Below are 11,908 nucleotides of genomic sequence, written 5' to 3'. Positions count from 1 at the left end.
AACCGTGTATCCCGAACGGTGGGAGATTGAGTCGGTGTTTGACGAGTTGAAAACTCATCAACGTGGCCCGCGCATGGTGCTGCGGTCCAAATCCCCGGAGCTGGTCAAGCAGGAAATCTGGGGCCACCTGTGCTGCCACGACGCGATCCGCACCCTCATGGTCAAGGCCGCCCAGCACGCTCACCGAGACCCCGACCGGGTCTCCTTTATCGCCGCACTCCGCATCGCCCGCCGCTCAGTCGGTCAGGGCGCTTTTTCTCCCTCCACAGCCTGACGACGCCAAAGCGGTCTGGCGCCATGCGGTCCGCGCCCTCATCCGACGGTTGCCCCCACCCGCGTCGACGACGATCAAACCCTCGCGTCATCAAACGCAAGGTCTCGAAATGGCCCGCCAAACGCTTCCACCACGCCCACTGGCCACAACCCGTTCACGAACCAGAAATCACCATTCAAGTGCTTAACTGAACGGTATTGAGATTTAGTCGGTATTCACTGACCATCCCAAGGTGGCTCGCTACGTTAACGCAGCAATACTCAGGAGCGGAAAACAACACTACCTAATGGGACATGACCCTCGAGTACCTGAAGTCCATAGCCCAGCACTGTCGGGGCGAGCTATTGGCAGATAGGTTGCACTGTACAGTCGGGCTCGTCTTGTTTTCTCGGGTCCTACCTGCGGGCCGGGATGCAGCATCCGCCTAAAATGCGCCGTCTCGGGCCAGTACGGCTTTGGCGGTGCGCCAGAGAATGACGAGGTCGCCCATGAGTGACCAATTTTCGACGTAATAAAGGTCGAGGCGCACGGTTTCCTCCCAGGTGAGGTTGGAGCGGCCGCTGACTTGCCAGAGCCCGGTGATGCCGGGCTTGACCAGAAAGCGGCGGTGCACGTGCAACTCGTACTCGGTGATCTCGGTTTCGAGCGGTGGGCGGGGGCCCACGAGTGACATAGACCCTGTGAGCACGTTGAACAGCTGGGGCAGTTCGTCGAGGCTGTAGCGGCGCAGAAACCGGCCGGCGCGAGTGACGCGGGGGTCGTTTTTCATCTTGAACATCACCGAGTTACCGACGGCGCGGGGGGAGTCTTGCAGTGCGGCCAGGCGAGCCTCGGCATCTGCTACCATCGACCGAAACTTGAGCATCTGAAAGCGCTGGCCTTTGTGGCCCACGCGTTGCTGGCGAAACAGCACCGCACCCGTGCCGCTGAGCCGCACGGTGAGCGCGATGGCCGCCAGCACGGGGGAGAGCGCCACAATAAGCAGTGCTGAGCCGACGATGTCGAAGGCGCGTTTAGTGAAGTGGGTCTGGCCTTCGTAGCGGGGGGTCTCGACGTGAATGAGCGGCAGTCCGGCGACCGGGCGGGTATGAATGCGCGGGCCGCTTACGTCGATGAGGCGCGGCACCATGATGAGGTGGTGGCGGCTGGGTTCGAGACTCCAGCTGAGTTCGCGCATGCGCGTGGGTGAGATGGCGTCGCTGCTGGTGACGATCACCGTGTCGGCGGTGAGGGAATCGAGGGCGGCGTGCACATCGTCGATGCCGCCGAGCACGGGCACGGTGCTGCCCGGCAGGTGCTGGTCGGCCGGGCCGGCAGTGACGCACGCGCCGACCACGAGGTAGCCGGCGCCGAGGCGGGTCTGCAGCTTGCTTGCGATGCGGGCGGAGGACTCTTGCGTGCCGACCAGAATCACCCGGGAGGTGTACCGGCCGTGTGCGCGTTGGGCGACCAGCCACTGGCGCCACATCCACCGCGAGAACACGAGCACGACGATGCCGAGGGGAAAGGCGAGCAAAATGTAACCGCGCGCCACGTCGATCTTAAACAGGTACGCGACGATGGCAAGGAGACCGAATAGCCGAACGGATGCCCCGACGATCAGCTTGTACTCGTCGAATCCGGTACCGAGCACGCGGTCGGTGCGCGTGCCATAGATGTTGAGCACGGCCATCCAGCTGGCGATGAGAATGATCGATACCGCGGTGTATGAGACGGCGAGATCGCTGGAACGCACGGCCAGGTTGGCGTTATCGAAGCCGAACCAGGCGATCTGCACGCCGAACACGACCCAGATGAGTACCAGAAAGTCGGTGAGGGTGAGGCGGGACGAGTAGACGGCATGCCAATCGTGAGCCGGATCCACCCGTTTTTGCGTGTGTGTCGTGCTAGACAAATGCGGTCACCTCCCCCGAGTGTGCGTGCCTGCTGTGGCAAGTAGCCACTGTGTCTAATACTACGGGAGTGGGGGTTCCCCATTGAGGGGTATAGGAGGACGAATTTTGTTTCGACTGCCACACTACGGGCGTTCGTCTCGTCGTGGCTGGAAGGCAATTGAGGCAAGGGATATACGGATGCACCGAGCTCTCTGACCCATCGGTCATCGGTAACCGTGAGCGGCACGTACCTGGCGGCCTCAATGACGGTACCGAACGCGGGTCGCGTCTCAGCGCAGCGCCATCACCGTGGAAAGCGAGCGGGCAGCTTCCTCGAGCTGAGGCACCTGCTGTGCCAACTGGTCGATGCTGGCGCGAAAGGCTGGCGCGGCGGTGGCGACGGCGGCCACGATTTTCTGGTTCACGAAAATGGGCACGCTAATCGCTCGAATACCCACTTCGTGCTCCTCGTCGGCTACGGCGTAGCCGCGCGTGTACACCGCTTCGATCTCGGTGCGAAAGGCGTCGCGGTCGGTGATAGTGTTCGCGGTGAATCGGTCAAGGGCGAGCGTGTTAATCAGGTGGTTGCGCACGTCGTCCGGCGAGAACGCAATGAGTACCTTGCCGACGGCGGCGCAGTGCAGCGGCCCGTGTGTGCCCGGCTCGCCCACAACGCGTACCTGCTGCGGCCCCTGCACGGTGTGCACGTAGAGCTGGCGGTCCCCGTCGAGCACGGCCAGCAGGGTCGCCTCGTGGGTGAAGGCTGAGATGCCTTCCAGAATGGGGCGGGTCATTCCGGCGAAGCCGTAGGCCACTGCCACGGTCTGGGCGAGCTGAAAGATGCGCAGCCCCACCGTGTACTGACGGGTGGTCGGGTCGAATTTGGCGTAGCCCTCGCGCACCAGAGTGCCGAGCAGCCGGTGTGCTGTGCTCAGCGGAAACCCCGACTCCCGAGCCAGGGCGGAGGCAACCGCGCCATGCGGATGCTGGCCGAGCAGCGTCAATAATGACAGGGCTTTGCCCACCATGTCGCGGCTGGGTGCCGGTGCTGGAGTGTCTGGCATGGTCGTTCGCCTCTCGGTGGCAGCTGGTTCGCCTGAGCCTAGTTGGGATATTCGGATTATCTGGAATAGCCTCGCTGATGCTATATTCTCACATAGTAAAAGGTGCTCCCACTATTCGGGAGTACATCCGGGTAGGTACCAATGAAGTTAACTCTGGAGATGTTGCACATGCGTCGGTTGAATTCCAAACTCGTCCTTATTCCCGCGCTTGCGTGCGCACTCCTGCTGTCGGGGTGCACGTCGCCCGAGAACAGCGCGGGCGGTAGCACCGCTGCCGCAAGCCAACTCGACAAGGTGATCAAGAGCGGCACCGTACGAGTCGCCGTTCTTCCCGATTACCCGCCGTGGAGCGTGCAGACTCCAGACGGAGGCTTTGAGGGCTACGACATCGACATCGCCGAGAAGCTCGCCGAGGCCCTCGGCGTCGAACTTGAGCTGGTCAGCACTGATGGCACCAGCCGCCTGCCCCTGCTCAAGTCTGACCGGGTCGACGTGAACATCTCCGAGTGGACCGCTACTGACGAACGCGCGAAAGAGGCCGGCTTCACGATTCCCTACGTCGCTCACGGCGCCGGCGTCATGTTCAACACCGCCAACCCGGTTGAAAGCTACGCGGATCTGGCTGGCAAGAGCGTTTCCGTGGCGCGAGGCAGCACCAACGACTCCATCATGATCAAGAACTTTCCCGACACGAATGTCGAGCGATTCGAAACGATCGCCGACGCTATGGCGGCACTGCAGGCTGGAAAGGTCGACGCCCTCGTCGAAGGAAGCTCCACCGTGGCGCAACTTGCCGAAGACAACGCAAATTACGCGGTCGTTGACGAGCCCGTGCTCTTTCCGTCACTCGTCTCCATGGGCGCTTTGAAGGAAGACCAGGTCTGGATCAACTACCTGAACAACTTCATTCGCAATCTCAACGCTTCGGGCACCAATCAAGAACTGTTCCAGAAGTGGGGCAACGAGGACCTTCCCGACATCATCGGCTAGGTTCCCTCGGCTCGTCGACCGGAGCCTGCCGGTCGGCGAGTACCGAATGCAGTGACGTGGTGCTCAAGAAAGGCCATGCATGACCCTCTACTTTGGCGATATTCTCCCGTATCTGCCCGTGATGCTGAAAGCCCTCTGGGTGAGCATTTACGTCACCCTGATCAGTTTCGCGGCCGGCGGTGTATTGGGTATTTTCATCTACCTCGCGAAGGCGAGCCGGTTCAAGGCTCTGCAACTGTTCAGCAATGGCTACATCGAGGTAATTCGCAACACCCCGTTGCTGGTGCAGCTCTACCTGATCTATTTCGGGCTCGGCTCCATCGGCATCAACTTCAACCCTCTGTGGTCAGTGCTGATCGGCATGACCCTGAACAACTCCGCCTACACCGCCGAGATCTTTCGTGCGGGCATTAGTGCCGTGCCGAAGGGCCTGCGCGAAGCCGGAACTGCGCTCGGCATGCCGTTTCACCAAACCTTTCGGTACGTCATTCTCAAGCCGGGCATTCGCAACGTTTTGCCAGCCCTGACCAACCAGTTCATTGTGTTGTTTCTGTTCTCGTCGATTGGATCGGTCATCGCTCTTGATGAACTGACCTCGACGCTGCAGAACCTCAACTCGCAAACACTGCGCACCCTGGAGATTTTCAGTGTGGGTGCCTTGCTCTACTTTCTGACGTCGGCAGCCATCGCGTTCGGATCCAGAATCACCGAGAGGTTGGCTTTCAGATGGTAGGGCAGAGCTGATGGACTTCGTGCAATATCTACCGCCCCTGCTGCGTGGTGCCGGTCTGACCCTCGTCATCTGTGTTGCCGCGGGTGTGCTTGGCAGCCTGATTGGCGTAGTGCTAGGCACCGCCAAAGCATCCCCGAGCTGGATCGCCCGCGCAATCAGTTCCCTGTATGTCAACTTCATCCGCGGCGTTCCTATCCTGATCATCTTGCTGTTCACTTATTTCGCCCTGCCGCTCATGCTCCCCGCGCTCACCTTCTCACGAGGGTTCACAGCAGTTGTGGGTCTCTCGATCTATTCCGGGGCCTACATGGCGGAGATTATCCGTGGCGGTATCCAAGCCGTTCCCAAAGGACAGTCGGAAGCAGCGGAAGCGCTCGGGATGCACTATTTTGTTCGGCTCCGTTACGTGATTTTTCCGCAGGCGATGAAGATCGCCGTGCCACCGGGCATCGGGTTTCTGATCGCGTTGGTCAAGGCATCCTCTCTTGTATCCGTGATCGGATTCGTCGATCTCACCCGGGCGGGCCGAATCGTCACCACCCTCAATCAGGAGCCGTTGACGACGTTCCTCATCGTGGGCGCACTCTACTTCGTCATTTCTTATCCCATTTCGCTACTCGGTACCTGGTACGAACGGAAGCTGGCATGAGCGCATCAAATTTTTCAGTCGTCGGACGGAGTAACTCATGATCATCACGGTCGAAGGCCTGCACAAGAGTTTTGGAAAGTTGGAGGTGCTCAAAGGCATCGACTGCGAGGTCGCCGAGGGTGAAGTGCTCTGTGTGATTGGCCCCTCGGGGTCAGGCAAGAGCACCTTTCTGCGCTGCCTGAACTTTCTCGAATCGTTCAGAGAAGGGCAAGTGACCATCAGTGGTCACAACCTCACCGGTGCAAAAACCAACCTCAACGCGGTGAGACGCGACGTTGGCATGGTTTTTCAATCCTTCAACGTGTTTCCGCACATGAAGGTCATCGACAACATCATGCTGGCACCCATGAAGGTCGGCAAGGTCAGCCGCGTCGATGCACACGCCCGCGGAATGGTCCTGCTCGAAAAAGTAGGGCTCACCAGCAAAGCGGATGTCTACCCCAGCACCCTCTCTGGCGGCCAGATGCAGCGGGTTGCCATCGCGCGTGCACTCGCCATGGAACCCACCGTCATGCTCTTCGACGAACCCACCTCCGCTCTCGACCCCGAAACCGTCGGGGATGTGCTCGACGTCATGAAGAAACTTGCCGAGGAAGGTATGACCATGGTCGTCGTGACCCACGAAATGGGGTTCGCCCGCGAGGTCGCCGACCGAGTGCTGTTCATGGACGCCGGCGTCATTGTTGAGGAGGGCACCCCCGCCCAGATCTTTGAATCGCCCCAGCACGTGCGCACCCAAACCTTTCTCAGCAAGTTGCTCTGAGTGAGCGCCTCGCGGCTGCGGGTGGTGATGGCCACGCCGCTCGACGAAGAATTGTGCGATCTCATCGTCGCTCTCGAACCCCGCATCGACCTGGTGTGGGAGCCGAGTCTTCTGCCGACTCGGCGGTTTGCCACCGATTATCGCGGTGATCCCGCCTTCTCACGCACACCGGTCGAGCAACAGCAGTACGAGACCCTGATTGATTCTGCCGAGGTGCTCTATGGCATTCCAGACGTGAATCCGGCGGCGCTGCAGCGAACGGTTGTGGCGAACCCACGATTGCGGTGGGTACAAACCATGGCGGCCGGTGGGGGAGGGCAGGTGAAAGCGGCGGGGCTCAGCCTTGCCGACCTCAACCGCGTGCTGTTCACGACCTCGGCCGGAGTACACGGCCGCCCGCTCGCCGAATTCGCTCTGTTCGGGCTGCTCGCCGGTGCCAAGCTACTCCCCGAACTTATTGCCCAGCAGCGGGACCACCTGTGGTCGGAACGCCTGCAAATGCGCCACCTGGCCGACCAGACCATTCTGGTGCTCGGTACTGGCGGCATCGGCCGTCAGGTCATTCGCCTGCTCGGTGTGTTCGGCTGCCACGTGATCGCCACCAGTCGGCGTGTGATGGTGTGCGACGGGGCCGACGAAGTCGTGCACCCCGATAGCCTGGCCGAGGTGTTGCCTCGCGTCGACGGTATCGTCGTCACCTTGCCGGGCACAGACGCCACGAAGGGGCTAGTCGACGAAGCGGTCTTCTCTGCGCTTAAACCCGGTGTGACCCTGGTCAATGTGGGGCGAGGATCCGTCGTTGACGAGCCCGCGCTGATCGCCGCCCTGCAGAACGGGCAGCTCGGGTATGCCGCCCTAGACGTCGTCGCCCACGAACCCCTCGACTCGCAGAGCCCGCTGTGGAACATGCCGAACGTTCTTATCAGCCCGCACTCCGCGGCGCTCGCCGGCAACGAGCCTCGGCTCATTGCTGAGCTCTTCGCGGCCAACGCTGCCAACCTGCTCGACGGGCATCCGCTTCTCAACCAGGTCGACACCGTTGAGTTCTACTAGCACCGCGCCTGCCCTGCCCGGGCTTCGGGCTGCCTCCGAGCGGCTAGCCCGCATCGCCACCCCCGCTGGGCCGCGTGCGGTGGTCTGGCGTGATCATCGCTGGTGCGGCATCCGTGACCTTTTTGCCGCCGAGTTGCGCCTGACCGGTGACATCTTTGAAGCGGATGCGCGGCTGCTCGCGCCCTGCGAGCCCCGCGTGATTCTCGGCATGGCGCACAACGGTCCCGGCGATAGACGGATGCCCCCGCAAGCGTTCCTGAAATCGGCCCGCACTGCGGTCGGGCCGCAGTGCGCCATCGTTCTGGATGCCCGCACCGGTGCGGTCAACGTTGAAGGCGAGCTCGCCGTCGTGCTGCGGCGTGACGCACGGTGTTTAACGCCTGACGAGGTACCGGGTGCCATTCTCGGGTACACGATCGGCAATGACGTAACCGCCATTGGCCAGGTCGCCTTCGACGAGAAAATGACTCAGGTCAAGAACGGTGACGGGTTCACCCCGCTCGGGCCGTACATCACGACCCAGCTGGATTGGCGCGATGTCAGCATAGACGTCGAGGTGAACGGTGTGCTGCGAGCGCACGGAACCACGACTGACCTGGCCTACGACGTGATCGAACAGCTCGTCTATCTCAGCTCGATCATGACATTGGGCGCGGGCGATGTCGTGCTCATGGGCGCGCCTGGTACGTCGGCGAGTGTCGAACCCGGAGACGATGTCGCCATCACCTTGACCGGTCTCGGAACCCTGCGCAACCCCGTAGTGGCCCTTTCCCTCTTAGAGCAGGAGCTCTTATGACCCAAACGTCCGAAGATTCCGTTCTACTTCGACTTGAACACCTCGGCATTGTGCCCGTGATCGTTCTCGATGACGTGGTACACGCGACCGACCTGGCCGATGCGCTCGTGAGCGGTGGGCTGCCCGTGGCCGAAGTCACCCTGAGAACGGATGCCGGCCTCCAGACCATCCGTCGGCTGTGCGACCGCGGCGACATGCTGGTGGGAGCCGGTACCGTCTTGAATGCCGAGCAGGTCGACCTCGTCGTCGAAGCCGGCGTCTCGTTCGTGGTCAGCCCCGGGTTAAGTATCGAGGTTGTCGAACGGTGTCTGCACCACAATGTGGCGGTGATTCCCGGCATCGCCACTGCGACCGAACTTCAGGCCGCTGTCGCTGCGGGCCTGAGCCACGTGAAGTTCTTTCCGGCCGGCAAGCTGGGCGGGCGGTCCATGATCGAAACGTTGGCCGAACCGTTCCCCGACGTGCGCTTCATGCCCAGCGGCGGGGTGAACGCCGCGAACGTCAGCGACTTTCTGGCGAGCCCGTCGATCTTCGCGGCGGGCGGCAGCTGGATGGCCACCAAGGCACTCATCGCCAGCCAGCAGTTTGACGAGATTGCCCGGCTGGCGCGTGAAGCGAGCTCCCTCGTACGCGTGGCGTCTCGATGAGCCGGCCGGTCGTCCGGCCCAAGCGGGACTGTCGATTCGATGCGGTGTCCCTCGGCGAGGTCATGCTGCGGTTGGACCCGGGGGAGGGTCGCATTCGCACGGCTCGCAACTTCGCGGTCTGGGAGGGCGGCGGAGAATACAACGCGGCTCGTGGCCTCTCGAGCACCTTCGGCCAGCGCACGGCGGTAGCGACGTCACTTGTCGACAACGAAATCGGGCGGCTGACCGAAAATCTCATTCTGGCCGGCGGGGTCGATTCATCACTCATTGTCTGGCGAGATTTCGATGGCGTTGGGCGTCAGGCGCGCAATGCGCTCAATTTCACAGAGCGTGGGTTCGGTTTGCGCAGTGCTATGGGCGTCTCTGACCGCGGTCACAGCGCAGCGTCCCTGCTGCAACCCGCCGAGATTGATTGGGACCACCTCTTCGGCTCGCTCGGAGTGCGCTGGCTGCACACCGGAGGCATCTTCGCGGGCTTGTCTGAGTCCACGACGCAAACAGCGCTCGCGGCCATGGCGTCGGCACGCAAACACGGCACCGTTGTCTCGATCGATTTAAACTACCGACCGAGCCTCTGGCGAGGCCAGGCTGCCCAAAAGCGGGCGCGCACCGTGTTCACCGTGCTGGCCGAGCACGCCGATGTGTTGGTCGGTGGAGCGACCGACTTCACCGACCGGCTCGGCGTCTGTCCCAGCGGGGATGTGGCGCTGGAAGACCTGGCGGGCAGGGTCTTGGGGCGATTTCCGAATCTGTGGCTGGTGGCCTCGACCGTGCGAAAAGTACATTCGGCCACAGTCAACGACTGGAGCGCTCTGGCCAGGGCTCGAAACGAGGCCACGGTCGTGTCAACTCAATACAAACGTCTGGAGATTCTCGACCGGGTCGGTGGAGGCGACGGATTCGTGTCGGGCCTCATCTTCGGGCTACTCGAGGGACACGAACTCGAGCGGGCCGTCGAGTACGGAACGGCCCACGGCGCACTCGCCATGACGACCCCCGGTGACAACTCCATGGCCACCCTCCCCGAGGTCGAGGCCCTGGTTAACGGGCAAGGTGCCCAGGTGCAGCGCTGACCCGCGGCGGAGCCTGCGGCCCGCTACTTAAGCTGGCTGCTGAGCGTCGTCGATGGCGAGCCTCGGTGAGAGGTAGGCGCTGAGATCGACTTTGTCTCGTCCCGCCTCATCGAAAGCCTTGGCGAACCTTTGGAACGCCCGCTTGAGGTGTTCGTGCATGGCGTTCTCAGCTTGAGCGGGTTCACAATCACGAATGGTTTCCCAGACTCGACGATGCTCCTCAATGGTGATTCTCCCGTTCATATCGGCCGGGTAAAGGCGGAAGATATGAAGGTGGCAATGTGTCTGTTCATAGGCATGGCGAACCACATCGTTTCCCGAAGCCGCCAGAATGTGCTCATGAAACCTGGAGTCGTGAGTCACCAGGTGCTGACGTATGTCGTCTTGCCCTTCTGCCTGTTTCATAAAAACCTGTAGCTCGGTGTTCAAGTAGTGAGCGGGATTTCCCAGGCGATTCGCTGCCGCTGTACGTGCCGCCCACGGTTCAACGAGTAGCCGAAACTCGAACAGCTCCCGCAGTCCCTCCAGATCCAACAGCGGGGTTGTGCTGTATCCCCGATTCGACGCGGTGACCAGGAGGTTGTCGCCCTGCAATCGACGCAGTGCCTCGCGCACGGGAGTTGGAGAAACTCCAAACTTGCGGGAGATGGCGTCGATATTGACCCGAGTGCCGGGGGGAATGATGTTGTCGAGAATTTGTGTGCGAAGCAGGTCGTAGACGCCGCTCGTAGTCAGTCGCGCAGGTGTCGAATCGGGCGTATCGCCCTGATGGTGAGTCATCTTCTGTTCTTCCTTCGCTTTGCTTCTACGGCCTGGGGATAGTCTTCCAAATTTTTTGATGAACCAAACGTGCTTGCGGTCATCGGCGTATATATATAGTATTCCAATGAATCGTATTTTTCCAATGAGGGGATGATGATGGAGTCGGCAACGTACGGCGTCCAAGATTTGACTGAATTTGCCCAGCGGGCACTCCACAGGGTGGGCGTCCCGGCATCTGACGCCGAAGTAACCGCTCGGTCCCTGGTCGGCGCTGACCAGCAGGGCACGGCCTCGCACGGCCTTCTGCGTTTGCCGCTGTATGTGTCAGCGATCGAGAGCGGCGGAATTAACAGCCTGCCGCACATGAAATGGATCACCGACACCGGTTCCAGCGCCCTGCTAGATGCGGACGGCGCCTTGGGCCAGGTTGCGATGGCGCGTGCCGTTGATTACGCCATGACCCACACGGCCGCGCGCGGCGTCTGCGCTGTGGCCGTACAGAACAGCAGCCATTACGGAACCGGGGCCTTCTGGGTAGACCAACTCTCTGGTGCCGGCTTCGTCGCCTTTCTGACCTCGACCACAGGACCCGCCGTTGCCCCATTTGGTGGTGGCGAGAAACTATTCGGTACTAACCCGTTGACCATCGGCGCCCCGAGTTCGGGGGCGCATTCCCTCACTGCGGACATGGCAACAAGCACCGGTGCCTACGGAAAGGTCATAGCGGCGCGGAACGAAGGAACGATCCTTCCAGAGGGATGGGCCATGGATTCCTCTGGGCAACCCACGACAGATCCACAAGAAGCGATGGCAGGGGCCTTGACGCCGTTCGGTGGGCACAAGGGGTCGGCCGTGTCGGCGTTGCTCGAGGCGATCGCGGCGTCGCTGGGGACGGCATCCTTCGCCCATGAAACTGAGGACATGTGGAACAATCCGGGATCCCGCATGAACACGGGCCACCTTCTGATCACGATCGACAGCAGCGCTTTTACGGGCCGTGCACACACCGAAGCGCGCGTTGGAAAACTTCAAGAGCGCATCCGGGAGTCCGGTCGAGCGGGTGAGGAAATACTTGCGCCTGGCGATCCCGAACAATCACGGGCTCGGTCTAATGAACAGTCAATTCCTCTGAGCGCATCCACCGATCGGCTTCTCGATCAGCTGGCGCAACATCTGAACATTGCGCCAGTGCAGCACAGGTCAGGGCCCCACTAACTCAATCTCAGCAGT

The 11,908-nt window shown here is 61.5% G+C and carries 13 protein-coding genes; 10 read left to right on the top strand and 3 right to left on the bottom strand.

Annotated features, from left to right (window positions below):
* A partial coding sequence (locus CXY73_RS12040; RefSeq protein ID WP_146071741.1) for a transposase occupies nt 1–274 on the top strand: 274 nt, incomplete at its 5' end.
* Between the two features lie 424 nt (nt 275–698).
* On the opposite strand, the gene CXY73_RS12035 is transcribed toward CXY73_RS12040, so the two are convergent.
* A complete protein-coding gene (locus CXY73_RS12035; RefSeq protein ID WP_104136308.1) occupies nt 699–2,168 on the bottom strand; it encodes a sugar transferase in 1,470 nt (489 codons plus the stop codon).
* 270 nt (nt 2,169–2,438) lie between these two features.
* Entirely contained in the window at nt 2,439–3,212 is a 774-nt protein-coding gene (locus CXY73_RS12030) for an IclR family transcriptional regulator (RefSeq protein WP_199184309.1), read from the bottom strand.
* A 168-nt stretch (nt 3,213–3,380) separates the two neighbouring features.
* On the opposite strand from CXY73_RS12030, the gene CXY73_RS12025 reads away from it, so the two are divergent.
* From CXY73_RS12025 to CXY73_RS11990, 8 genes are all read left to right on the top strand, one after another.
* Nucleotides 3,381–4,202, top strand: coding sequence for a transporter substrate-binding domain-containing protein (locus CXY73_RS12025; RefSeq protein ID WP_158254112.1), 822 nt, complete (start codon nt 3,381–3,383; stop codon nt 4,200–4,202).
* A gap of 79 nt (nt 4,203–4,281) precedes the next feature.
* Complete coding sequence (locus CXY73_RS12020; protein ID WP_104136314.1) at nt 4,282–4,935, top strand: amino acid ABC transporter permease; 654 nt, start codon at nt 4,282–4,284, stop codon at nt 4,933–4,935.
* A gap of 10 nt (nt 4,936–4,945) precedes the next feature.
* The gene (locus CXY73_RS12015) at nt 4,946–5,584 is read left to right on the top strand and encodes an amino acid ABC transporter permease (RefSeq protein ID WP_104177829.1); all 639 of its coding nucleotides are present in this window, start codon (nt 4,946–4,948) and stop codon (nt 5,582–5,584) included.
* A gap of 37 nt (nt 5,585–5,621) precedes the next feature.
* Nucleotides 5,622–6,347, top strand: coding sequence for an amino acid ABC transporter ATP-binding protein (locus tag CXY73_RS12010; protein ID WP_304481833.1), 726 nt, complete (start codon nt 5,622–5,624; stop codon nt 6,345–6,347).
* Nucleotides 6,348–7,400, top strand: a complete 1,053-nt coding sequence (locus tag CXY73_RS12005) for a D-2-hydroxyacid dehydrogenase (protein WP_233198294.1) — start codon at nt 6,348–6,350, stop codon at nt 7,398–7,400.
* Nucleotides 7,387–8,196, top strand: a complete 810-nt coding sequence (locus CXY73_RS12000) for a fumarylacetoacetate hydrolase family protein (RefSeq protein WP_199184310.1) — start codon at nt 7,387–7,389, stop codon at nt 8,194–8,196. The genes CXY73_RS12005 and CXY73_RS12000 overlap by 14 nt, the downstream gene beginning before the upstream one ends.
* Nucleotides 8,193–8,843 carry a bifunctional 4-hydroxy-2-oxoglutarate aldolase/2-dehydro-3-deoxy-phosphogluconate aldolase gene (gene eda / locus CXY73_RS11995; RefSeq protein WP_104177828.1) on the top strand — a complete coding sequence of 217 codons (651 nt, stop codon included), beginning with the start codon at nt 8,193–8,195 and terminating at the stop codon, nt 8,841–8,843. The genes CXY73_RS12000 and eda overlap by 4 nt, the downstream gene beginning before the upstream one ends.
* A complete protein-coding gene (locus CXY73_RS11990) occupies nt 8,840–9,916 on the top strand; it encodes a sugar kinase (RefSeq protein WP_104136320.1) in 1,077 nt (358 codons plus the stop codon). The genes eda and CXY73_RS11990 overlap by 4 nt, the downstream gene beginning before the upstream one ends.
* 27 nt (nt 9,917–9,943) lie before the next feature.
* On the opposite strand, the gene CXY73_RS11985 is transcribed toward CXY73_RS11990, so the two are convergent.
* A complete protein-coding gene (locus CXY73_RS11985; RefSeq protein WP_104177827.1) occupies nt 9,944–10,696 on the bottom strand; it encodes a GntR family transcriptional regulator in 753 nt (250 codons plus the stop codon).
* 168 nt (nt 10,697–10,864) lie between these two features.
* Between CXY73_RS11985 and CXY73_RS11980 the strand changes: the two genes are divergently transcribed.
* Entirely contained in the window at nt 10,865–11,893 is a 1,029-nt protein-coding gene (locus CXY73_RS11980; protein ID WP_233198293.1) for an Ldh family oxidoreductase, read from the top strand.
* Nucleotides 11,894–11,908: the final 15 nt, after the last annotated feature.

The organism is Cryobacterium sp. Y50, assembly GCF_002929805.1.
Taxonomy (GTDB): Bacteria; Actinomycetota; Actinomycetes; order Actinomycetales; family Microbacteriaceae; genus Cryobacterium.
The sequence above is the reverse complement of the archived record's forward strand: the minus strand, read 5'-3'. Positions and strand labels throughout refer to the sequence as shown.